Origin of the sequence: Niveibacterium sp. 24ML, assembly GCF_026586805.1 — a bacterium.
In the GTDB taxonomy this organism is placed as follows: domain Bacteria; phylum Pseudomonadota; class Gammaproteobacteria; order Burkholderiales; family Rhodocyclaceae; genus Niveibacterium.
In genome coordinates this window covers 79,398-103,238 of the sequence record NZ_JAPFHA010000005.1, presented here as the reverse complement: position 1 = coordinate 103,238, position 23,841 = coordinate 79,398, and the positions used below count along the sequence as shown (strand labels likewise).

General features: G+C 66.1%; 18 protein-coding genes and 1 pseudogene. 11 read left to right on the top strand and 8 right to left on the bottom strand.

From position 1 onward, the window contains the following. Positions 1–38: 38 nt before the first annotated feature. Complete coding sequence (locus OPU71_RS06090; RefSeq protein ID WP_267726222.1) at positions 39–2,504, bottom strand: mechanosensitive ion channel domain-containing protein; 2,466 nt, start codon at positions 2,502–2,504, stop codon at positions 39–41. A 410-nt stretch (positions 2,505–2,914) separates the two neighbouring features. On the opposite strand from OPU71_RS06090, the gene OPU71_RS06085 reads away from it, so the two are divergent. Continuing rightward, entirely contained in the window at positions 2,915–3,529 is a 615-nt protein-coding gene (locus tag OPU71_RS06085; protein WP_267726220.1) for a PEPxxWA-CTERM sorting domain-containing protein, read from the top strand. A 57-nt stretch (positions 3,530–3,586) separates the two neighbouring features. On the opposite strand, the gene OPU71_RS06080 is transcribed toward OPU71_RS06085, so the two are convergent. Both OPU71_RS06080 and OPU71_RS06075 read right to left on the bottom strand, forming a co-directional pair. Next, positions 3,587–4,465: a trypsin-like serine protease gene (locus OPU71_RS06080; protein ID WP_267726195.1), complete on the bottom strand. Its 879-nt coding sequence runs from the start codon at positions 4,463–4,465 to the stop codon at positions 3,587–3,589. Beyond that, positions 4,462–5,601: an SLC13 family permease gene (locus tag OPU71_RS06075; protein WP_267726192.1), complete on the bottom strand. Its 1,140-nt coding sequence runs from the start codon at positions 5,599–5,601 to the stop codon at positions 4,462–4,464. The genes OPU71_RS06080 and OPU71_RS06075 overlap by 4 nt, the downstream gene beginning before the upstream one ends. A gap of 94 nt (positions 5,602–5,695) precedes the next feature. Between OPU71_RS06075 and OPU71_RS06070 the strand changes: the two genes are divergently transcribed. The 4 genes from OPU71_RS06070 to pssA all read left to right on the top strand — a co-directional run bounded on the left by OPU71_RS06070 (position 5,696) and on the right by pssA (position 9,199). Then, entirely contained in the window at positions 5,696–6,847 is a 1,152-nt protein-coding gene (locus OPU71_RS06070; RefSeq protein ID WP_267726190.1) for a glycerate kinase, read from the top strand. A 67-nt stretch (positions 6,848–6,914) separates the two neighbouring features. After that, positions 6,915–7,664: a polyphosphate--glucose phosphotransferase gene (gene ppgK, locus OPU71_RS06065; protein ID WP_267726188.1), complete on the top strand. Its 750-nt coding sequence runs from the start codon at positions 6,915–6,917 to the stop codon at positions 7,662–7,664. 37 nt (positions 7,665–7,701) lie between these two features. Further along, a complete protein-coding gene (gene asd / locus OPU71_RS06060) occupies positions 7,702–8,553 on the top strand; it encodes an archaetidylserine decarboxylase (protein WP_267726186.1) in 852 nt (283 codons plus the stop codon). A gap of 28 nt (positions 8,554–8,581) precedes the next feature. Then, the gene (gene pssA / locus OPU71_RS06055) at positions 8,582–9,199 is read left to right on the top strand and encodes a CDP-diacylglycerol--serine O-phosphatidyltransferase (protein ID WP_267726184.1); all 618 of its coding nucleotides are present in this window, start codon (positions 8,582–8,584) and stop codon (positions 9,197–9,199) included. Between the two features lie 40 nt (positions 9,200–9,239). Here the strand turns inward: pssA and OPU71_RS06050 are convergent, their stop codons facing one another. Continuing rightward, positions 9,240–9,587 (bottom strand): hypothetical protein, encoded by a 348-nt coding sequence (locus OPU71_RS06050; RefSeq protein WP_267726182.1) that lies wholly within the window; start codon positions 9,585–9,587, stop codon positions 9,240–9,242. Positions 9,588–9,699: 112 nt separating this feature from the next. Then, positions 9,700–10,833: an ABC transporter substrate-binding protein gene (locus tag OPU71_RS06045; protein ID WP_267726180.1), complete on the bottom strand. Its 1,134-nt coding sequence runs from the start codon at positions 10,831–10,833 to the stop codon at positions 9,700–9,702. A gap of 209 nt (positions 10,834–11,042) precedes the next feature. Here OPU71_RS06045 and OPU71_RS06040 point away from each other — a divergent pair, with 209 nt between their 5' ends. The 6 genes and pseudogenes from OPU71_RS06040 (at position 11,043) to OPU71_RS06015 (ending at position 20,901) form a co-directional block, all read left to right on the top strand. Further along, positions 11,043–13,715: a TIM-barrel domain-containing protein gene (locus OPU71_RS06040; RefSeq protein WP_267726178.1), complete on the top strand. Its 2,673-nt coding sequence runs from the start codon at positions 11,043–11,045 to the stop codon at positions 13,713–13,715. Between the two features lie 22 nt (positions 13,716–13,737). After that, entirely contained in the window at positions 13,738–15,009 is a 1,272-nt protein-coding gene (locus OPU71_RS06035; RefSeq protein WP_267726175.1) for an alpha/beta hydrolase, read from the top strand. Positions 15,010–15,130: 121 nt separating this feature from the next. Further along, positions 15,131–16,129, top strand: coding sequence for an alpha/beta hydrolase family esterase (locus tag OPU71_RS06030; RefSeq protein WP_267726173.1), 999 nt, complete (start codon positions 15,131–15,133; stop codon positions 16,127–16,129). A 150-nt stretch (positions 16,130–16,279) separates the two neighbouring features. After that, positions 16,280–18,538 carry a TonB C-terminal domain-containing protein gene (locus OPU71_RS06025; protein WP_267726169.1) on the top strand — a complete coding sequence of 753 codons (2,259 nt, stop codon included), beginning with the start codon at positions 16,280–16,282 and terminating at the stop codon, positions 18,536–18,538. Between the two features lie 117 nt (positions 18,539–18,655). Then, positions 18,656–19,407, top strand: a pseudogene (locus OPU71_RS21330) (IS5 family transposase). Positions 19,408–19,674: 267 nt separating this feature from the next. After that, entirely contained in the window at positions 19,675–20,901 is a 1,227-nt protein-coding gene (locus tag OPU71_RS06015) for a hypothetical protein (RefSeq protein WP_267726167.1), read from the top strand. A gap of 321 nt (positions 20,902–21,222) precedes the next feature. On the opposite strand, the gene OPU71_RS06010 is transcribed toward OPU71_RS06015, so the two are convergent. The 3 genes from OPU71_RS06010 to OPU71_RS06000 all read right to left on the bottom strand — a co-directional run bounded on the left by OPU71_RS06010 (position 21,223) and on the right by OPU71_RS06000 (position 23,776). Beyond that, positions 21,223–21,669, bottom strand: a complete 447-nt coding sequence (locus tag OPU71_RS06010; RefSeq protein WP_267726165.1) for an SRPBCC family protein — start codon at positions 21,667–21,669, stop codon at positions 21,223–21,225. 131 nt (positions 21,670–21,800) lie between these two features. Beyond that, complete coding sequence (locus OPU71_RS06005) at positions 21,801–23,027, bottom strand: class I SAM-dependent methyltransferase (RefSeq protein WP_324256037.1); 1,227 nt, start codon at positions 23,025–23,027, stop codon at positions 21,801–21,803. Continuing rightward, positions 23,024–23,776, bottom strand: a complete 753-nt coding sequence (locus OPU71_RS06000) for a hypothetical protein (RefSeq protein ID WP_267726160.1) — start codon at positions 23,774–23,776, stop codon at positions 23,024–23,026. Before OPU71_RS06000 ends, OPU71_RS06005 begins: the two co-directional genes overlap by 4 nt. Between the last annotated feature and the right edge of the window lie 65 nt (positions 23,777–23,841).

Below are 23,841 nucleotides of genomic sequence, written 5' to 3'. Positions count from 1 at the left end.
CAGCGATGCGCCGTCGCAGCCACTTATTCAGGCCTTCCCTAGGCCTCGGCCCCCGGCGCCGGGCCAATCAGGCGGACTTCAAGCGGCCTGGCGCTGTCCAGATGCACATCGCGCTGCGGGAAGGCAATCGAGATGCCGGCGTCGCCGAAGGCTTTGTCGATCATGAAGCGTACATCGCTGCACACCGCGCGGCCGGTTGCGCCGGTCTCCAGATCGAGCCAGAAGTAGAGGCCGAAGTTGAGCGCGTCAGCGGCAAAGTCCTCAAACAGCACCTCGGGCGCCGGATCCTTGAGGATCTTGCCGTGGCGCCCGGCGATCTCGAGCAGCATGTCGGCCACCGTCCGCGTGGGCGTGCCGTAGGCCACACCCACCAGCACCGCGAAACGCACCTTGGATGACGAATAGGTCCAGTTGGTGACGTTCTGCTCGACGAAGCTGGCGTTCGGCACCAGCGTCTCGATGCCGTCCGCGTTGCGGATCGTGCTCGCCCGCACGCCGATGTCGGTGACCGTGCCACGCATGCCGCCCACCTCGACGAAGTCACCGAGCTTGAACGGGCGCTCGGCCAGCAACATGAGCCCGCTCATCAGGTTCTTGAGCAGGGTCTGCATGCCGAAACCAAGGCCGATCGCAATGGCGCCGCCGAGGAAGGCAAACACCGTCAGCGGTATCCGCACCATCGCAAGACTGATCACCACCAGGATCACGAAGACCACCGAGAGGATCCAGTTGCTCGCTGTCTGCAGCGTTGGCAGCGGCGTGCCAAGGCGCCGATGGACGTTATGGATGATCAGCACCGCCAGGCGCCGCGCGAGCCAGAAGCCCAGCACCAGGGTCAGCAGGGCAATCGCCACCTTGCCAACGGTGATGCCACGCTTGATCGGCACCATCTGGCCATCCACCACCAGGCTCTCATCAACCGTGGTCAGCTCGTAAGACCACATCGCATCGATCCGGCTTTCGATGCCGTGGCGGACGTCGTCCCACTTTGCGCGCGCGCTGCGATCCGCTGCCTGGCTGTCGAACTCCGCCACCCAGCGCTCCACCAGCTGGCGCAGCTGCGCCAGCTCGGCCAGGGCGCGGATGTGGATGTCGATGCGCTCTCGAATGCTGGCAAGGTAGGCACGGTCATCCACCATCAGCGTGTCGTTCAGATCACTCAGGCGACCCTGCACCGCCGTGGCTTGATTCATGGTCAGCTTGAGTTCGGCGCGCACCATGTTTTCGGGTTCGGCAAGCCGGGTCAGCAGCGCTGCCGTGCCTTCATGCAAGCGCTTGGTCGCTTCCGCCGACGCGCCCGGCTGCGATGCGGCAAAGCGCAGCTCCCAGAAGGTGCGCTGCAGCTGCATCGACATTTCAAGCCGGCTCAGCGATTCGACCCGCAGCAGGGCGGTTTCGGCGCGGAAGCGCTCCAGCTCCAGAGCCGCGCGGGTGGCATCGGCCTGCGCGCGGGCCTTGTTCAGGGCCAGCTCGTGCGCCTGCACTGCCTTCTGACGCGCCGCCGACGCTGCGGTCTCGCCGGTCCGGGCCACCAGCGCCGCATCGAGCGCGTCGCTCGCCTGCTTGACGGCGGCCTGCTGCGGCAGAACCTCCGCCTCCAGCTTGGCAATCCGCTCTTGATGCGCCTTCACCTCCAGACGCGCCGCATTGATCTCGACCGCCAGTTCGCGACGCCGGTTCTCGCCGCGGGCGATCAGCGTGTCCAGGTCCTTCTGATCGAAACGGATGTCACGCTCGGCCTGGGTCAGCAGTTCCTGCAGCGCGCGAAAGCGCGCATTGGCCTGCGCACGTTCAAGGTCGAGCGACTGCCGTTCGAGCTCCCGCCCCTGCAACAGCGCGCCATAGCTTCTGAGCTCAAGCTCGGCCAGACGATAGCGCCACTTCAAGCGCGCGGTGGCCGCCGGATCCCGGTTGCGTTCGAGCGCTTCGGTGCTTTCGCGCAGCGCCTTCTCGGCGCGCTGGTGCGCAACGCGAACCGCCGCCAGATTGGTCTCGGCCAGCCCGTGCTCAATTTCCATCACGTCGATCTGCTGCGACGCGGTCTGCAGGCGCTGGCGCAGATCGTCGACCACGGGCACCGGATACGGCGGCTTCTCGGGCAGCCCCTCACCGGGCCTCAACAGGCCCTCCCCGTTTGCCGCGGCGTTGCGCTGCAAAGCAAGTCGCTGCAGCGCATCAAGCTGGGCCTGATACGCCGACACCAGGGTCTGCAGCATGAAGGTGCGCGCGTAGACTTCGTCCTTGGGCACATCGGGCGGTGCGCTGGCGCCTGCGGCATCGCCGGAAGTGACGCGGGCCAGCTCCTCCTCGGCCGCGCTCAACCGGGCCCGGATGCCCGCTTCATCCATGCCGGCGGAAACCGGCGCTGATGCCTCCGCCGCGGGCGCCGCCGCGCCCGGCACCGACGTGATCCCGGGAATCGCCGGCACCGCCGCCCACCCCAGCGCCGGCACCGCGACGGCCAGACTCCATACGATCAGCCTTCCGGCGAAACCTCGCTGCACGTCGACTCCTGCAAACCAAAGCCTGCGATTGTGGGCGAGCCCGCGACACTTGTCATGGCCACGGGCACAGGCCCGCGCGCACGCGGCAGAAAGGGGCCGCAGATCCGATCCGGCAAACAGGATGTCTGGCGCGGATCGGCGTCGGTCATTTTTACAGTCGTCGGCTTCGTGCCGCGCCGCCCACCACAAAGCATTGCTGCAGTGCCGCAGGATCTGCCGTCGTCATCTTCCCCGCAGCGGCGCGCGGCGCCTGCCTTGGCCGCACGACGGGCGGATCGCCCTAGCCCACCGAAGCGTCCGACCAATGCGGGACGCGAGCTTGCAGGGGAAACGGGCACTGGACTTGCTTATTGCGCTGCAAGCTTTGTTTGTTGTTCCGACAATCACGAATACCCCCTAGGAGTCTTCTGATGCGCCTCAAGCCTCTCGCCCTTGCGCTTTCGCTGCTGACAGCCGGTTTTGCTGCCAGCAACGCGCACGCTCTCGCCGTCCCGGCGGGCAAAGTCACGCCGATGCCGGCAGCCTTGTCGCTCGACCTTACGCCCACCGTCATCACCGACACGATGACCAACCTGAAGCTGCAGTGGACCTGGAATCTGGCAACCGCCACCTCGTCGCTCGACTTCTTTTCGACGCCGCAACTCAAGTACTGGGATGTGGACCTGAGCGCCGCCACCCAAGTGGTCAGCGTGCCTTTGATTGGTTCGTTCTCGCTGCTGACGGCCGGCATCAACGCTCAGCACGTTGTCGCGCCGCACAGCGGCGACGCCCCCACCGGCAATGCCTTCAGCTACGTGTGGGCGGAGAGCAATACGCCGGCTTTCACCACCGCCTACAGCGAAACGCTCGGCCACCCCGGTGCGCACAGCGATCTGTACACCTTTGAATCGACCCGCAGCGGCGCAGGTGACGTGACCTTCACGCTCACCGCAGTGCACGCCGTGCCGGAACCCGAAACCTACGCCATGCTGCTGGCTGGCCTGGGCCTCATCGGCGCTGCCGCGCGCCGCCGCCGCGCCCGCTAAGCGGCACGCCGCAGCCAGAACCGAGGGGGGCCGGGAAACCGGCCCCCCTCGGCGTTTTCAGGGCGAGGGCGCGGCCTCGATCACGCTGCGGATCCACGCCGCGTAGGGCGCGACCAGCATGCCACCCCCGCCGGAGCCAAACTTCGGCGGCGGCATCGAGATCTTCGGCGGCTTGGCCGGCAACTGGATCTGGAAGGTGTTGATGCCCAGCAGCGCCCAGCCCGCGCCATCCTTCACGAAGGCCGGGCTGCCCGAATCGCCGCCCGCCACCGTCGCCTCGCGCTGGTTGCCCAGGCCCGGCCCGCCGAGCAGGCTGGCCGCCGGGTCGCTGCTGTCAAAGTCCCACAGGTAAGCGGCCGCCACTTTGTCGGCACGCTGCACGAGCTGGTCCAGCGCGTTCTCGCCAACCCGCTTGGTGTCGGCCTTCGCCGGCACCGTGCTGCCTTCGCGCGGGTTGCCGCCCGCGCCGTAGCCCACCAAGGTCAGCAACATACCGCGCATCGGTGCGCGCTCGAACAAGGGGTAGCGCGGCACGTCGGGTGGCAGCGGCTCGCTCAGGCGCAGCAGGCTCAGATCGTCGAAATTGATGCGATCGGACTTGTAACCGGCAAAAGCCGGATGCGGCACCACCTCGGCCACGCTGGCGAGCAGCGGGCCACACGGCACCCTCACCCGCACCGCCGCGGGCGAATGCCGCTGCCCCGCGGCCACATGGCCGGCGGTGAGCACCCAGCGGTCGGCAATCACGACGCCGGAGAACACACCGTTTCCGATCAGCACGCTGACCGCCCCCGCCCAGGGCGATGCGCAGCCGTCCGGGTCCACTCGCCGCGCCGGGGAATCCGGCGCGTCGCCGTCCGGCACGCCACCGAGGATCGCCGCCGCCGGCAGCGCAAAGCCCAAGAGCAGCGCCGCACACAGGCTGCGCGCGATCATCGCGCCACCCCGCGCCAGAACAGCCAGGCCCAGACGAGGCTGGCGACCAGCGCAAGGAAGGGCAGCGACCAGGCGTGAAAGCCGAGCCAGGCACGCCGGTCGCCCAGCAGGCGCAGCGCGATCAGGTTGGCGAGCGAGCCGATCAGCAGGCCAAAGCCACCAACGTTCACCGCCCACGCGATCACGCGCCAGTTGTCGCTGTGCTGTGCGAGCAGGATCGCGCCCGGCACATTGCTGATCAGCTGCGAGACCGCGACGCCTGCGAGGTAGAGCCGTTGCGGCTCGTGCAGGCCAATCGCCGCCACTGCGTCTTGCACGACAGGCAGCGCCGCCACCAGACGCAGGTCGATGAACATCAGCATGAAGACCAGGATCAGCGCCCAATCGACTTCCTTCACCACCGCGCGGAAGGCGAGCAGGAAGACGCCGCCGACCAGCGCAAGGCCCAGCCAGGGCTGGCGCGCATCGAGCAGCAGCAGGAAAGCCGGGTACAGCAACAGGCTCGCCCACAGCAGGCGGCGCGCGAGCGGCGGCGGCGCGATGTCTTCATGCGTGTCGATCCGCCGCGCCGGGAAGGCGAGCCAGGTGAAGACGAAGAGCGTGCCGAGCAAAATTGCCGCAAGCGGCAGCATCTCGCCGACAAAGCTGCCGAAGGACACGCCCGAGCGATGCCACAGGAAGAGGTTCTGCGGGTTGCCCATCGGCGTGAGCACCGAGCCGGCGTTCACCGCGAGCGCCTCGAAGATCACCAGCCGCGAAGTGGGCAGCGCCGCCATGCCATGCAGGCCCAGCGTCAGCGGCACCACGATGAACAAGGCGATGTCGTTGGTCAGCACCGTCGCCAGCGCCGCCGACACCGCCACCAGCAGCAAGGCGAGGTGGCGCTCGGTGTGCATGCGGGTGACAACATGAAACGCGGCGTGCTGGAGGAAGCCGCTTTCCTCCAGCCCGGTCGTGAGCAGCAAGAGGCCGGCGAGTGCCGCGATCGTCGGCCAGTCGATCAGCCGGTGGTAGCCGGCTACCGCCGCCGGCTCCATCACGCTCAAGGCCACGCACAGCAGCACCAGGATCAGCAGCAGTTCGTCCTGGCGCAGGCGCGCCGCGATGCGGGCGGGGATCAAGAGCAGCTGTCTCATGGGGTCGCGCGGAAAGGTCTGGCTGCAATTGTAGGGGCGCCTTCCCGGCTTGGCTTGCTAGAGTCTGCGCACTGCTCCCGCCGGCCTGTCCACCATGAAAATTGTCATCGCCCCGGATTCGTTCAAGGAATGCCTTTCGGCGCAAGCGGTTGCCGCCGCAATTGCCGCCGGCATCCACGATGCCCTGCCCGCAGCCCAGTGTGTGCAGCTGCCGCTGGCCGACGGCGGCGAAGGCACGGTGGACACCCTGCTCGCCGCGCTGGGCGGGCAGCGCCTGGCACGCACCGTGTCCGGCCCCCTCGGTGAGCCGATGAGCGCGCACTTCGGGCTCACGGCCAGCGGCACCGCCATCGTTGAGATGGCGGCCGCCAGCGGCCTTGCACTGCTGCCACCGCCGCAGCGCGACCCGCTGCGCGCCAGCAGCTTCGGCACCGGCGAGCTGATCCGCGCCGCGCTGGATGCCGGCGCGCGGCACCTGATGCTGGGCATCGGCGGCAGCGCCAGCAACGATGGCGGCGCCGGTTTGCTGCAGGCGCTCGGGATGCGCTTGCTGGACGAGGCCGGGCACGAAATCCCCCAGGGCGGTGCGGCGCTGGCCAAGCTTGCCCGCATCGACGCCACATCGCTCGACCCAAGGCTGGCCGACTGCGTGATCGACGTGGCGTGCGATGTGCGCAATCCGCTGCTGGGGGCGCAAGGCGCGTCGGCGGTATACGGCCCGCAGAAAGGCGCCACGCCGGCGATGGTGGCGCAACTGGACGCCGCGCTGGCGCACTTTGCGGCCATTGTGCAGCGTGACCTCGGCGCGGACGTGGCCAGCCTGCCCGGCGCGGGCGCGGGCGGCGGCATCGGCGCGGGATTAATCGCCGGCCTCGGCGTGACGCTGCGGCCCGGTATCGAGGTGCTGGGTGAGTTGCTCGGGCTGGATGCGGCGATTCGCGATGCCGATCTGGTGATCACCGGCGAGGGGCGCATCGACACGCAAACGCTTGCCGGCAAGGCCGCCAGCGGCGTCGCCCGCATCGCGCAAGGCCACGGCAAGCCGGTGATCGCGATTGGGGGCAGCATCGCGTGCAGCCCGGACGATCTGCGCCGCCTCGGCTTTGACGCCGCCTTCGCCGCACTCCAGACGCCGCAGAGCCTGGAGGCGGCGATCGCGCAGGCCGGCGAGAACCTGCGCCAGGTGGCCCGCAACATCGCGGCGCTGCTCGCGCTGGGCGAGGAAAACCGCACGCGGTTTGGCTAAACCGGCGCCGCGTCGGTGATAATCCGGGGCTTGAAAAAACTGGCCACGCGGGCAGCGGAGACCTCACATGAAAATTCTGGGCGTAGACATCGGTGGTTCGGGCATCAAGGGCGCAATCGTCGATACCGAAACCGGCCAACTGCTGAGCGAACGTATCCGCCTTGAAACCCCGCAACCTGCCACGCCTGAAGCGGTGGGCCTGACGCTGCGCGAACTGGTGCGCCAGCACGACTGGGATGGCCCGGTCGGCATCGGCTTCCCGGCGGCGATCCAGCATGGCGTGGCGCGCACCGCCGCCAACATCGACAAATCCTTCATCGGGCTGTCGGTGGCCGACTACTTTGCCGAGCAGACGGGCTGCCCCTGCTACCTCGCGAACGACGCCGACGTGGCCGGGCTGGCCGAGATGCGCTTCGGCGCCGGGCGCGACCATAACGGCGTGGTGCTGATCGTGACCATCGGCACCGGCCTGGGCACCGCCTTCTTCACCAACGGGCAATTGCTGCCGAACACCGAGCTGGGCCACATCCTGCTCGCCAACGGGCTGGAAGCAGAGGTCTTCGCGTCGGAAGCGGCACGCGACCGCGACGGCCTGAAATGGAAGGGCTGGGGCATCCGCTTCAACACCTACCTGAGCACGATGGAGGCGCTGTTCTGGCCCGATCTGATCATCCTCGGCGGTGGCGCCAGCGCGAAGCTGGAAAAGTTCTCCGAACAGATCACCGTGAAAGCGCCGGTCGTGGCAGCCAGCTTCCTCAACCAGGCCGGTATCGTGGGCGCGGCGCTCTACGCCGAAACCCAGCTGCCGCGCGCCTGAGCCTGCCCACGCCCCCCAACACCGAACAGGAAGCCCCGTGTCCGACCGCCATAAAGTCCTGCCCCAATACCTGCTGCCCAAACTGGCATTGACCCGGCTCGCCGGCGCGTTTGCGTCCTGGCAGGGCGGCGGGCTGACGCACGCCGTGATCCGCCGCTTCGTCGCCCGCTACCAGGTGAACATGGCCGAGGCGGCCAACCCGGACATCACCAGCTACCCGAGCTTCAACGAGTTCTTCACCCGCGCCCTCAAGCCCGATGCGCGCCCCTTCGCCGACGCCGATCTGCTGTGCCCGGTGGATGGCGCGATCAGCCAGTTCGGCCCGATCGAACGCGACCAGATCTTCCAGGCCAAGGGCCACCAGTACTCGACCACCGCGCTGGTCGGCGGCGATGCGCAGCTGGCGAAGCAATTCGACGACGGCCACTTCGCCACGCTCTACCTGAGCCCGCGCGATTACCACCGCATCCACATGCCAGCCAGGGGCCGCCTGACGCGGATGATTCATGTGCCGGGCGATCTGTTTTCGGTGAACCCGACCACTGCGCGTGGCGTGCCGGGCCTGTTCGCGCGCAACGAGCGGGTGGTGTGCGTATTCGAATCCGATGCCGGCCCCTTCGTGCTGACGCTGGTGGGCGCCACCATCGTCGGCAGCATGGCCACCGTGTGGCATGGCGTGGTCAATCCGCCGCGCCCCGGCCAAGTGCGCGAATGGCGCTACGACGACCAGAACATCGTGCTGGAAAAGGGTGCCGAAATGGGCCGCTTCCTGCTCGGCTCCACCGTCGTGATGCTCTTCCCCAAGGGCCCGCTGCGTTTCAACCCGGCGTGGGCCCCCACCGGCGCGATCCGCATGGGCGAGGCGATGGCCTCGCTTGGCGCCGCCTGAGCGCACGCTTCACGGAGCTTCTGAAGTCATGAACAAACCCAAGCCCTTTTCGATGATCCGCGAGTTCCACCTCGCGGACTGGTTCACGCTGGGCAATGCCTGCTGCGGCGTCGGGGCGTTGTTTGCGGTGATGAGCTACCTGCAGTTGCAGGAGGTGAAGCACTTCTACTTCGCCTGCGCGCTGATCCCGCTGGCGCTGGTGTTCGATGTGCTCGACGGCCGCATCGCGCGCTGGCGGCAGAAGAGCTCGGCGATGGGGCGTGAGCTCGACTCGCTCGCCGACGTCATCTCCTTCGGCGTGGCACCGGCGGCAATCGCTTACGCGGCCGGCATGCAGGGCCTGTGGGACCGCGTCATCCTGGTCTTTTTCGTGGCCTGCGGCGTGTCCCGCCTGGCGCGCTACAACGTCACCGCCGAATCGATGAGCGACGATGCGGGCAAGGTGAAGCACTTCGAAGGCACGCCGATTCCCACCTCGTTCGCGCTGGTGGCGGTGCTGGCCGCGGCGGCGGCGAACGATGCGCTTGGCGCCGCGCTGTGGGGCGGCGTGGTGACGATTGGCGGCTTCATGCTGCACCCGCTGGCGCTGATGTTTGCGGTTTCCGGCTCACTGATGATTAGCCGCATCCGCATCCCCAAGCTCTGAGCGCAACGCCTACGAAAAAGGCCGCTTCTGCGGCCTTTTTTCATTTGGTGATGGCCGCGTTGCGGCCGGAGTACTGATCGCTCATCCGCTGCGCCGCTTCGGCGAAGCTGCTGCGGGTTTTCTCGGCGCAGTAGCGATTGACGTAGGTCTCGACGGTACCGTTGGAGATCACCGACACCTGCTCGCCCTGCCGCCCGTAGTTGTGGCCGCTGAGGAAGCCGCGCACCCAGGCAATGTACTGCGCACGCAATTCGGCATCGGACTTCGACGCATTCCAGGCCACGCAGGACATGTCTTCGAAGCCAAGGATCTTGAGCGGCGCAGCGCTCGCGAGCGGCGCGGCAGTGCAAAGCAGCAATGCGATAACAAGGCAGTAGCGGCGCGGCATTCAGACTCCTGATCGAAGCGGCGACACATCGGCACCGGGCGGTGCGGCGTCGCATCCGCGCCGATTATCCGCCAAGCCGGGGCGAGTCTCACCCCCGGCGTGGCGAAGCCGATCAGCGAATGAAGCCGTTACGGCCGATCATGGTCAGATCAACCATGTGCGAGCCCTTGCGCTCGTTCGGTGAGTACTGCACCGCGAAGCCGCCGACGTCGATCTTGCCGGCGGCGCCCAGCGCCTGCACCAGGCCATCCCGGGTGGGGTTGCGGCCGGCGCGCTTGAGGCCTTCGACCATCACGCGGGCAGCGATGTAGCCCTCAAGCGTGGCAAAGGACACCTGCTCGGCGGGCACCGCCTTGGCGTGCTCGCGCACCACCGGAATCACATCGCCCCAGGGGAAGGGCACGACTTGCGACACGGTTACGCCGCGGCCGTCCTGCCCCAGTTCGGTGGCCAGCTGCTTGCCGCCCACGAAGGACACCGCCCAGTACTGCATGGTCGACTGCGGATCGCGGCGCTTGATCTCGCGCACGAAGGCGGCGGTGGATTTGTAGGCACTCATGACGATCACGCCATCGGCGTTGGCGCGGGTGATCGCGTCCACCGCGGCGCTGACATCGGTGGAATTGCGTTCCACGGTGGCCTTGGCGACCAGTCCAACCTTCAGCCGCGCCAGTTCGCGCTCGACGTCGGCGAGGCCGGCCTTGCCGAAGGCATCGTTCTGGTACATCACCGCCAGGCGTCGGCCGGCCGGGTTGGCAATCGACTTGATGATCGCCTGCGCCTCGTCCCCGTAGCTGGCGCGCACATGGAAGATAAGGCCGCTGTCCGGCCCGCGCAGCGATTCGGCCCCGGTGTACGGCCCCACCAGCGGCACCTTGGCTTCGTTCATGATCGGCAGCACCGCCAGTGCAGTCGGCGTGCCGACATTGCCGAGCAGGGCGAAAACCTTGTCCTTCTCGATCAGCTGCTTGGCGTTGGCCGCAGCGCGCGCGGGGTCATAACCGTCGTCGAGCGACACCAGCTTGAGCTGCCTGCCATTGACGCCACCCTTGGCGTTCACTTCCTTGAAGCAGGCGTCGATGCCGATCCGCACATCGCGGCCCAGCTCTGCGGCGGCGCCGCTCTGCGCGGCCGTCTGGCCGATGAGGATTTCCTTTTCGGTCACGCCATGGGTTTCGCTGGCCTTTGCGGCAAGGCTGGCGAAGATGGCAATGGCAAGGAGCGCGCGTCGGATTGCGTTTGGCATGGGGGGTCCTTATCGTGTCGATTGCCGCAAGCACGAAGTGCTTACAGGGGGGGTCGGGGTAGCGCAGATTAGAGGGGCGAGCTTCCGGCGGCCTTGAGCAAGAGCAGACGTGCGTCACGCAACCGTCATTTTTGCCAGAAAGCACAGTTTTCCCCTGTTGCAGCCTCGGCGTTCACCGACGAGAGAACCGGCACGGATAGGGGTAAACCATGATCATCCTGAGCAAGCGCGTTCGGTCTGCACACTTGTCGGCCCACGCGGTGACCGCAAACATCATCAGCGTCAGCATCACACCGGACGGCCACGTGCTCACGGACTCCTTGTTCGTTTTGCCGCAAGCCGCCGCGCTGCTTGCAGGCGCCATCGACGAGAACGCCCCGCTGCGCCTGCGGTGGCAAGATGAGACGCTGCATTTCACCGGCCCCGATGGCACGACATGGCTCACGGCAGGCGAGCACCAGTGCTTGCCCGGCGACGAGGCACTTGCGGTTTCACAGACCTTTCAGGCGGACCCGGCTCACGCGCTGTTCGGACTCGGCCAGTACCCCGGCGGCGCGTGGGACTGGCGCAATCGCGAGGTCTTGCTGGCGCAGTCGAACCAGGGCATTGCCGTGCCGTTTCTCGTGTCCACCGCAGGTTTCGGCATCCTGTGGGATTCGATGGCGCTGACGCGATTCAAAAGTGCAGACGGAAAATTTAGCTTCGCGAGCGACTGCGCCGACGGCATCCGCTACTACGTCGTGTGGGGGCCGGACTTCGACCGCATCGTCGCCGGCTTCCGCCAGCTCACCGGCGCGGCGCCGCTGTTCCCCCGCTGGGCCTACGGCTACTGGCAATCGAAGGAACGCTATGTCGACCGCGCCGAGCTGCTCGCCACAGCGCAGCGATTCCGCGACACCGGCTTCCCGATCGACGCGCTGATCCAGGACTGGAAGTACTGGGGCGACAAACCCTGGAGCTGCATGGAGTGGGACGACACCGTCTTCCCCGACCCGGAGGGGATGATCCGCGCGCTGCACGCGCAGCATCACCTGCGCCTGATGACCACGCTGTGGCCGGTGGTGGGCGAAGGCTGCGCGCTGTTCGATGAGCTCAAGGCGGCCGGCGAGCTGTTCGAATCGCCACACTGGGCCAAGGGCCACATCTACGACGCCTTCAACGAACAAGGCCGCGCGATCTACTGGAAGCATGTGAAGCGCGGGCTCATCGACAAAGGCGTCGATGCCTTGTGGATGGACGGCACCGAGCCGGAGTTCGTCTCCACCCACGATCTGATGGACGGTGTGAAGGCCTGCTACGCGCAGCGCGACACCGCGCTCGGCAGTTGGCGCCGCGTACTCAACGGCTATTCGCTGTACACCGCACGCGGGGTGTACGAAGGCCAGCGCGCCATGAACAGCGGCAAGCGGGTGTTCACCTTGTCGCGCTCGGGCTTTGCCGGGCAACAGCGCTACGCGGCGGCAAGCTGGTCCGGCGACATCGCGGCCACCTGGAAGGTGCTGCGCGAACAGGTCGCCGCGGGCCTGAACTTCGCCGCCGCCGGCATGCCCTACTGGACCACCGACATCGGCGGCTTCTTCACCACCGGGCTCGGCGCCCGCTTCCCCGATGGCAACGCCGATCCGGCCTACCGGGAGCTTTACGTGCGCTGGTTCCAGTACGGCGCCTTCTGCCCGCTGTTCCGCTCGCACGGCACCAACACAGCGCGCGAGCCATGGCACTTCGGCGAACCGGGCAGCGACACCTACGAAGCCCTGCTCGCCGCCGCACAACTGCGCTACCGGCTGCTGCCCTACATCTACTCGATCGCCTGGGACATCACGCAGAACGGCGGCACGCTGATGCGCCCGCTCGCGATGGATTTCCGCGCCGACCCGGCCACCTACGGCATCGCCGACCAGTTCATGTTCGGCCCGGCGATCATGGTCTGCCCGGTGCTCGAACCGATGTTCTTCGAGCCACGCCGCGAAGCCGAAGTGATCCCGGCTGAACACCTGCGTGCGCCCGACGGCGCGCCCGGACTCGCATGGCGCGGCTTCACCGGCTGCGACTTCGACACGCCGGTGTTCGACAAACGCATGGACGAACTGAGCGGCAACTGGGCTGGCGGCCCGCCGCCGGGCTTGCCCTTCGCCGACTACAGCCTGCGCTGGGAAGCCGAACTCACAGTGCCCGAAAGCGGCGACTACGAATTCCTGCTCGCCGGCAACGACGGCCGCCGCCTGTGGCTGGGCGACGAACTGCTGATCGACGGCTGGCACAAGCAGGGCTTCGCTACCTGGACGGTGCGCCGCACCCTGCTGGCCGGCACAGCGCTGCCCCTGCGCGTCGACTACTTCCACCACCAGGGCGCCGCGCAGATCAGCCTGTCCTGGCGCCGGCCCGGCCACGCACCGAAGAGCGAACTCGTCCCGCCAAGGCGCCAGGTCTACCTGCCCGCCGGCTGCAACTGGGTCGACTTCCACAGCGGCGAACACCACACCGGCGGGCAGACGCTCACGGTGCCAACGCCGATTTCGCAGATCCCGCTCTTCGTCCGCGCAGGCAGCATCCTGCCGCTTGGCGACGCCGTCACCCGCAGCGAGGAACAGATTGGGCGGGCGCTGGAACTGCGGGTCTACCCCGGCGCCGACGCCAGCTTCACGCTCTACGAAGACGCCGGCGACGGCTACCACTACGAGCACGGCGAATACGCCACCACCGAACTCAAGTGGGACGAGGCCAAGGGCGAACTGATGATCGGGCTACGCACGGGCAGCTATCCCGACGCACCTGAAGCGCCGCGCTTCGAAGTTCGGCTGGCTGGAAGCAGCAATGCAGTGACGCTCAGCGCGCGCGCGGCCGATGCATGGGTGACGAATCTTGGCCGGATTGCCGGGTAGGGCAGCGCCGATGGAACGCAGCATGAGCATGGGCCAGGTAGCCCTCGGGCTGTTTTTCGCCTTGGCGATGTCGATCGCGGCGCCGATCTCCGGCCGCCAGTCGCGTTTGAATTGCGCCCTTCCCCACCGGATGCGCCAAAGGCTCACGCCGGCCTGCCTTGCGCTGCTCACAGGATTCTGGCTCGCCAAGGCCAGTGCGGATCAGAGCAGCTTGCCGGACTGCTCGGCCAGCACGGCTATGCCCTACCTCGCCTGCCTGACAAGCGCGACGAACAGGCCCGAGCCGCCGCATGACTTTAGCGGCGGGCGGATTCTCCACCGTGGCGATACGCTAAATCTTCGCTGGCGCGGGGCCGCCTCCGCGGTGCAGGTTGAAGGCACTTATGGCAACTACGCACTCGCACTGCATCCCGTTGCAGTGGACGAATGGGCGGCCAGTGTGCGGGTTCCGCATCTTGCATCGCTGACCGAGCGCTTCACCTTCATCGCCACCCGCGCAGGAGGCGATGAGCTTCACGACACAATTCACTTCAGCGGCCCCGAAGCCCTGCCGCGCAGCGCCCAACGAGGCGCAGTCGAAACCGTCACGCTGCCGAGCCGTCATTTTGCGCAAGGCCGCCAGGTGAAGGTCTGGCTGCCGCCAGGACACGCAGCCAGCCAGCGCTACCCGGTCATCTACATCGCAGACGGTGCGGCGCACTTTGGCGACGAACTGCTCACGGCCATGCAGTCGGGCCGCCTGCCGGCAATGGTGGTGGTCGGGATCGAGGCCGATCCGGCGGAGCGCTTTGCCGAGTACGTGGACTTTCCGAAGCACGAGGGCCTGCCGAGCAACCCCGCGCGCTTTGCGGCGCATGAACGCTTCATCATCGAAACGCTTCTGCCCTGGGCCGAATCAAACTTCGGCGCCAGCAACACACCCGCAGACCGAACGCTTGCCGGCTTTTCAAACGGTGCGGACTGGGCCGCCGCAATGGCGCTGCGCCACCCCGAACTGTTCGGGCGCGCCATCGTGATGTCGCCGATCATGGTGTCGCAATACGCCATTCCCGATGCGCCGGGCGCGCGTTTCGACCTCAGCGCGGGCGCGCTCGAACCGCCGTTTGCGCTCGCCACGGCGTGCTTCGCGCTACGCCTGCACGCCAAAGGCCACACGGTGACGCTGCGCTGGTGGCCACACACGCATTCACCCGAGCAATGGCGCACGGCTTTTCCGGCCGCGCTGCTCAACGCGCCAGCGGCAGCACTGCCCGATGCGCGCAGTTGTGACGTGTTCCGGGCAGAGCAGCCGTAACACCGCAGGGCACGGCTCATCTCGGCGCATGACAGCCGCCACCCGCGCCGATAGCATGGGGGCCGATTGCCCGTGGCACCCGCGCCCGATGAGGAACGGCTTTGCAATGAGGAGCACCACCATGCCGCGACTACTTGACCGCCATGCCCTGCGCTGCGCAATCGGCTTGATTGCGATCGCCGGACTGCTGAGCGCCAAGGCCCACGCCGACGGGCCGCTACGCGAGTTTCTGAAGCAGCGGCGAAATCCGGCTGCGACCGCGGGCAGCACCAGCGAGCACAGCATCGACGTCGGCGGCACGGCGCGGCGCTACCTGGTGCATCTCCCGGCCAGCTACAACCCTGCGCGGCCAACGCCGCTGATTCTCGCTTTCCATGGTGGCGGCGGCGACATGCAGCACATAGCCAAGGACGAGCACTACGGCATCGTCGGCAAGAGCGATCGTGCCGGCTTCATCGTCGCCTTCCCCAACGGCACCGGCGCGCTGGGCGACAAGCTTGCGACCTGGAACGCCGGGGCGTGTTGCGGCAAGGCGCGCGATGCGCGGGTCGACGATGTCGCCTTCGCGCGTACCGTGGTCGCCGACCTGCAGCGGCGCTACGCGGTCGACGCCGGACGCATCTTCGCAATCGGCATGTCCAACGGCGGCATGTTGAGCCACCGGCTGGCCTGCGAGGCAAGCGATCTCTTCGCTGGCATCGCGGCGGTTGCGGGCACCGACAACACCCTCTCCTGCGCGCCGGCGCGGCCGATTTCGATCCTGCATATCCACGCCCGCAACGATGACCATGTGCTGTTCGAGGGGGGCGCTGGGCCGGGTGCATTCCGCGACGAGAGCAAGGTCACGCAGTTCGTGTCCGTGCCGCAAACCATCTCGAACTGGGTCGCACGCAACCAGTGCAGCGGCACCCCACGCGCAGTGCTCGTCCGTGCCGGCGCGCGCTGCGAAGTGCACGAGGGCTGCAAGGGCGGCGCCAAGGTCGAGCTGTGCGTCACCGAAGACGGCAAGCACAGCTGGCCCGGCGGTGGCGCCACGCGCTCCGGGCAGCAACCGAGCCAGGCGATCATCGCCAACGACGTGATCTGGGATTTCTTCCTGTCGATTCCGCCACTGCCCTGAAAACCGCCGCGCGATTGCGCAAACAACAACAGCATGCGCCCGCGTCCACGTCGGCCCCGCGCTTTGGCACTATGCTTGCCGTTTCCGCGCGCCCGCCAAGGCACTCGGCTCCCTTGACTCCACCGGCCGGAAACCCCGCCGGCCCAATGCATGAACGCTGAACGCAGACGGCTGACCTTCTCGCTGCTGATCTCGCTGCTCGCGCACGCGCTGCTTTTGAGCCTGAGTTTCGGGGGGCAGGGCTTCGGCCTGCCTGGCCTGCAGATCCCCTGGCAGCAGCGCTGGGCCGCGGCGCAAGACTTGCGGGTGGTCTTGAAGCCTGCGCCAGTCGAAAACGGACTCACCGCGCTACCACCGATCACCGCCCCGCAAAGGCTTGATTCCGACGGTCAGGCACGCAGCGATGATGCGGCCACGCCGCCGCCCGAGCGCCAGGCCCCGATCCTGAATCTGCCGCGGCTCAGCCGCATCGCAAAAGCGCCCGCTTCGAAGACGCCGGATTCAGGCCACCAGTTGATCCCCGAGAGCCCGGCCCCCGCCACCGCCCCGCCAACAACGCCGAGCGTGGCGCTGATTGCGCTGGAAAAGTCGGAGAACCCGGCCTTCCTTGTACCGCCCCCACCGGCCAATCCCGGCGCCAGCAATACCCGCTCACCCGGCGCATTGCGCGACCCTTCGGCGCAGGACGCAGGCGAATCCGCCCCCAGCGACACCGCGCCGGCCGTGGCCGAAGCGATCGTCCAGCCTCCCGGCGCCGTGGCACCCACCGGCGCTGCAGCCGCCCCTGCGGAGCAATCGGACCCGGTACTCGCCGAGGCGGCGCGAATGGAAGTCGAACGTAGCGAAGCGGCGCGTCTTGCGGCAGCAAAGCTGGAAGCGCAAAGGCTTGAAGAAGCCCGGCGCGCGGACGCCCAGGCCGAAGCCGAACGACAGGCGGCCGAACGTAACGAGGCTGCACGCAAGATCGCCGCAGAGCGCGAAGCACAGAAGCGGGAAGCCGAACGGCAGGCCGCCGCGGCACGCGAGGCCGAGCGGCTTGCAGCCGCCCGGCTTGAAGCCCAACGGCAGGAAGAAGCGCGCGAAGCCGCCGCGCGCGCCGAGGCGAAGCGCCTCGAAACCGCGCAGCGTGAGGCCGCAAGGCAGACTGCGGCGAAGCTCGAAGCGCAACGCCTGCAAGAAGCCCGCGAAGCCGCCCTGCGCACCGAAGCCGACCGCCTTGAGGCCGAGGGGCGCGAAGCGACCCGGCTGGCCACCGCGAAGGCCGAAGCCAAGCGCCTGGACGAAGCCCGCGAGGCCGCCGCGCGTGCCGAGGCCGAGCGCCGCGAAGCGGCCCGCCAGGCGGCAGCCAGACTGGAGGCGCAGCGCCTCGAAGACGCCCGCCTTGCCGCTGCGCGCGCCGAGGCCGAACGCCTTGAGGCGGCGCGCCGCGAGGCAGCACTGCTTGCCGCCGCCAAGGCCGAAGCGCTGCGGCAGGAAGAAGCGCGGCAAGCCGCCGCACGGGCCGAGCAACAGCGGCTGGAAGCCGAACGCCGACAAGCGGCCCGCCTTGCCGCCGCGCAACTCGAAGCCCAGCGGCAGGAAGACGCACGCCAGGCGGCAGCGCGTGCCGAGGCCGAACGACGCGAAGCCGCGCGGGTGGCCGCCGCCAAGGCCGAAGCCCAGCGTCAGGAAGAAGCGCGCCAGACGGCCGAACGCGCCGAAGCGGCAAGGCTTGAAGCCGAGCGCCGTGAGGCCGCCCGGGTGGCAGCTGCGCAGGCCGAGGCCAGGCGTATCGAAGAGGCACGTCAGGCCGCCGCGCGCGCAGAGGCCGAACGCCTTGACGGCGAGCGACGCGATGCCGCCCGGGTCGCAGCGGCCAAAGTGGAAAGTGAGCGCCAGGAAGCGGCGCGGCGCGATGCCGCGCGCGCGGCGGCGGCGAAAGCCGAGCAGGACGAAAACGAGCAGCGCGAAGCGCGCCGCCGTGCCATGGGCCGCCAGCTCGACGAAGAAGCCGCCCGGCGCCAGGCCGCCACCCAGGCATCGCCCACGCCGAACGATCTGCCCTACTCGCTGAGCACCGCGCGCCGCGTGCGGCTGTGGGGCCGCACCGATCCGAACGCCGCGCTGGTGCAGTACGCCGAAGCCTGGGCGCGCCGCATCCAGCTCAACACCCCGACCGACACCGTGCAGGAGCTCGGCAAACTCCGCCACACGCCGCCGATGGTGACGGTGGCCATGCGCAGCGATGGCAGCGTCGAGTCGATTAAGATCGAGGTGTCCAGCGGCCTGCCCGAGGTAGACGAAGCGGTGCGCCGCATCGTGCAAAGCCACGCCCCCTACCCCGCCTTTTCGCGCATCCTCGCGCGCCAGTACGACGTGATCGAGATCCGCCGCACCTGGCAGTTCGACAGCGCGGTGCGCTTGTACTGATTGAACCGGATCGGGGCGCGCGCATCGTGATAGGTGGCGCATCCTCGCCCCCATCACCAGGATCTGTTCACATTTGATGATTTGTGTTTACATCCTGCTCTTTGCGCAGAAATCAGGATGAATCGCAGCGTGTTGAGTGATAGGCAGTGGAAGAAGATCGAAGGGTTTCTTCCCGGGAAAGCAGGCGATCGAGGTCGAACCGCAGCGGACAATCGGAAATTTGTCGAAGCAGTGCTCTGGATCGCGCGGACCGGTAGCCCATGGCGCGATCTCCCCACCCAACTGGGCAACTGGCACTCGACCTATGTTCGCTTCGCACGCTGGCGCGATGCTGGCCTGTGGGAACGCATTGCTCAGGCGTTGGCCGCTGACGCGCAACTCAAGCAAGTGCTGATCGACTCGACCATCGTGCGGGCCCATCAGCATGCGGCCGGCGCCCAAAAAAAGCCGGGCCGCAAGCGCTCGGCCGATCCCGTGGCGGATTGAGCACCAAGCTGCATTTGGCGGTCGATGCGCTGGGGCATCCCTTGCGGGTGATCCTGACTGCCGGACAGATTGCCGATATCGCCTGCGCACACGAGCTGGTTGAAGCATTGCCGCTCGGGGCGCTCATCGCCGACAAGGGATACGACGCCGACGCCTTCGTTGATGCGATCAAAGCGAACGGCGCCAAGGCGGTGATTCCACCCCGCGCCAATCGCATTGAGCCGCGTCGGTTCAGCCGCAAGCTCTACCGGCGACGCAACCTGATCGAGCGCTTCTTCAATCGCATCAAGCAATACCGACGGATCGCCACCCGCTACGACAAGCTTGATGCCAGCTACTTGTCCTTTGTGCAACTGGCATGCGCAGTCAAACGATTTGACTAATTGTGAACACAGGCTAAGTTGATTGCCACAGGACGGCAGTCGCCCTTCAAGACGGTCGCCGACTCTGGTGCTCGCACTCGCCGTGCTTTGCGCGTTGTCAGCACCTGTTCATGTGAGTGAGGTCACGTGTGTAAAAGCTCACGTCCTGCTCGCACTGAAATGCAATCAACATTCAGGTGCCAATACCATGCAATGCGGACTCGACGTCCCCGCAACAATGTGCCGTCGTGCCGTTGGACAACATATAACGATGACAGGAGAGTTGGAATGAAGATCGATCGACTTTTCGCCGCTTCGGCGAGTCTACGCATTGCGCTGCTTCTATCGGTAACGGCGCTGGCGGCTTGCGGTGGAGGTGGAGACACACCCGCCAGCAACCCCACAGCCCAAGCGTCCGCGGAACCAAGCGTGCAAGCACGCGCCGTTGCAGCGGCGGATCAAACGACCCCCACGGCGTCTGCAGGAAGCTTCGTAACGCAGACACTGGCCACGCCGGTCGGGATGTCGTCGCAGTACCTGGTGTACTTGCCAAAAGGCTTTGCCAACACGCCCTCTGGTCGGTTCGACATGCGAGGACGCGTATGGCCAATGGTGGTGTACCTCCATGGCTCCTCGGCCTCCGGCCAGAAGACGATGGAAGAACTCCGCGGTGATGGCGTCAACTATGCAATTGCTCACGGAATTGCTGATGTTCCGGCAATCGTCGTCTCACCGCTTGAAGGCGGATGGGGCCACGACGAAGCGTTCATCGACGCCGTCATCAAAGACGCTCAATCCAAGTACCTGATTGACCCGACACGAATCAGCCTGAGCGGTTTCAGTATGGGTGGCTATGGTGCCTACGCGATGGCGGCCGCCTTCCCCCACCGATTCTCGGCTGTCATGCCTGCAGGCGGCGCGTTCTCGGGACTCTTCAGTTCGCCTCCGGCAAGCGAATACGGCAAAGGATTTCGCAAACTCAAAGAGACGCCCTTCCGTGTTTTCAACGGTGTGGCCGACGAGATCGTACGGGTCGCAGATGGCGACTTCGTCGTCAACCTGCTTCGCGAGTTCGACGTATCGGTTGATTACCGGCGCATCCCCGCCGCGGACCACCTGGGAACTACGAACTACGCCTTCACCACCGATAACCTCACCTGGCTGGCCAGCCAGCGCAAGCTGCTGGCTATCCCCTTCCCCAACCGCGTCGAGCATCCGCACACCCTTTCGGGTCGCTACGAGTACGCCGACTGGAGCGGCGCAACCCGAGCCAAGCTTTTCACGGTTGACCATCACGGCAGGCTCTTGATGAGCGAAGAAACGTCTCCGGAAAACGCAACCATCTTCTACAGCATCGGCGATGACCGCTTCGTCTCCGGAGCGAACTTCTACCGTTTGATCCGCAATGCAGACGGTCGCATCGGTTGCATGTACTTCATCGGCGCGACCTGGGGCTACCCTGTCTACAGTGATGCCGCACACGCGACGACCTGCGGCTACGGCCCGCAGAGCTGAGTTCGCTCAAACGCCCCCTGCAAGCTTGCGCCGGGGGCGTAGCCCCTCATTTTGGTGCCAAAGCCTTGGCAACCCTTGCCTCAGCGCGGGTCGAAACGACCCGCGCCACTTGGAGATCCTCTCGTCATTCAGGCCGTCGGAAACGTAGCGCGGTATGAGAGCAGAGAAGACCAACACATTCACAACGCAACCTCGAATTAGCGGAAGCTGTTGGGCTTCGCGTTGCTCAGCCCCACCTACGAGCTGCCGCTCGGCTATGACGTGTCGCCCACCTGCCGGTAAAACGGGCGGGCGATTCTGCGGTGAGGGGCGGATCGCGCCTCAGCCCGGGATATCGGGCTCGACGAGCGTCGCCAGTTGCGCGAGTGACTCCTGCCAGCCGAGGTAGCACATCTCGACCGGAATCACCTCCGGAACGCCTTCCTGCACCACGCTGATCTCGGTGCCGCAGGACACGGGCTTCAGCGTCACCGTCGTCTGCATCTCGCCGGGCAGGTTCGGGTCGTCGAACTTGTCGGTGTAGCGAAGCTTCTCGAACGGCACCAGCTCCAGATACTCGCCACCGAAGGAATGCCCGTGGCCATTCGAGAAATTCGTGAAGCTCATCCGGTAAGTGCCGCCAACCGTGGCGTCGAGTTGGTGGACCTTGCAGGTGAAGCCATATGGCGGTAGCCACTTCGCCATCACATCGGCATCCAGAAACGCGCGATAGACGCGCTCGGGCGTCGCGCGCAGCACACGGTGAAGTCGGATAGTGCCTGTGGGCATGATCGGTACACCTGTCGATGCTGCGTTGGGGTCGAGTCGGTCGTTGGGAACACCCGCCGTGTCGTCACGCTACCCCGTGTGGCGAAGGTCCGACCCACCCGCGCGCATGCCCGCGGTCTCATCACACAGGCTCAGGCTCGCTTGCGGATACGCGCGGCCGCACCTTGACCTTCATGCAAGACAGCTCGAGGCCTACGCAGTGCATTGAAGCTCTCCGGCAGGAGGAGCGTTTGCAGGCTGCGCTGACTGAAGACAAATCGGCCGTCGACAACGAACCCCAAGTCCGGCCATGGGACAGCGCTATTCAGGAGATTAATCGCATAGGCCAAGTCCATGCCTTCGACTTTGGGAAAGAGCGCAAGGATCGAGCCGTCATAGGCCTCACAAGGATGCGTGAAGAAAGGGGCAGCACGCCGAGTGCGACCATTGACGTAAATTCTGGGGCGGCCAGGTGCGTCGTGGAAGGCTCGGCCCCACATCCACCAATTTGCGTCATCAAACTTGCGCACCCGGCGCTGCAGTAGCTGCGCGCGATAGGGTTGAAGTGCGTCGTGCTTAACGTTGTAGAGCATGCGGCGAGTCTGGCCCGTATCGATCGTCTTCGAGCAAACAAACTCCACATTACCCTCAGGGTGCTCGAAAACGCCATCGGCTCCCGAGACCGCCCCCACCTTGACCTCAAATAGGCTGGCAAGGGGTACGGACAGATGCTCACGCGGGAAGGTCAGCTGACCATCCATCTCTACGAAGTCTCGCGTCTGCCAGTCTCCATGCCATTCGCGGAACTGCGTCTGCCGCGTGAAGTTGCCTAGCTCATAACGAAAGATCGCGCAGTTCGGGACTGCACCATCAAAGAGCCGCGTGTCGCCTGTTTCGATCCAGTGCGTTATCGTCCCGTTTTCATATAGCCAACGATTGAGCTTGCGCGCCGCCGTCAGTTTGATGAATTCGCGGGGCACAATGAAGATAAGTTCGCCGTGCGGCTGAAGATGCCGTACCGCCTTCTCGATGAAGAACAACGCTAGGTTGCTGCGGCCGTCAAAAAGCGAACCGTCCAACAGGCGCCGCGTCTCAATGCTGATGTCCTGATACTTCACGTAGGGCGGGTTGCCCAGCACAGTGCTAAATCTCTCGCTTGTCGGATATGCGAAGAAGTCGCCACAAATCGCGTAATCTGGCGCGACACGTCGGTCCAACTCGATCGCCACGCAGCCCGGCAGATGACGCGAGAACGCCCCGTCGCCGCAACTGGGCTCCAGAATGCGGCCCCGGCATTGGCGCAAGCCCAACATGAGTTTCACAACGGCCGGCGGTGTAAAGACTTGTCCCAACCGCTCAACATCAAGTCTGCGCTTCAATCTACTTCTCCCTCGACCTCGGGACCGTCTCCGCTCCATTCCGTCTGCACCGTTGTGCTAAGGCACGGCACAACGTGCTTTTTAAACGAGTCCAAAGCCCTCGCCCGCAGGACGAAGGTCTGTCCGACAACGTTCAACAGATAATCAACCGCCTCGCTGCGCGATCGGCTGGAACGCTCAATGTTGGCGCTCCACTTGGCTTGGAACGGTGGATTGCTCCCATTGGGGCGTGCATCACATAGCTTTAGCAAACTTGTCCAGAAGACGCGCCCAACACCCTTTTTGCTCTTCTCGACCACGAGAAAATAGTAATCGCTCGTGGCGCCTTCACGTTTGAGGTTGGCCGCGAGGTTCTGGAAGAAGACTTCCCAATTGGCGATTTCAGCATTCGCCGGGCGCTGACCTGTCATCGCATAGTAGAGGCCGGCCTTCGATGCGACGTTGTCGTTTCCTCGCAAACTAGACACCTTCAGGTTGATGGGCAGCCAAATACCCCCATCTCCCGACTCCACAAGAAAGTCGTACCAGCTGCCATTCTGGGCAACAGAGAATGTCATCGCACCTTTGAAGAGCGGATTCTTTGAGACCGTTGCCTGCAGGATACTGCCGATCTTTTCTTCGTTCTCCGTCGACTCCCGCCGCGCCTGGCCTTTACCGTAACTGACGAGCTTCAAATAGCCGTCACGCAGCGCTTCGGAAACGGAATCACAAAGGTCGTCAAGGATCTGTTCAGGGGTGACAACTGCCATAGTTGGACTCGGATTGAGTGGATGGACCGAATTGTCCTTACTTAGCTGTCGTCGAGCAATGCAAC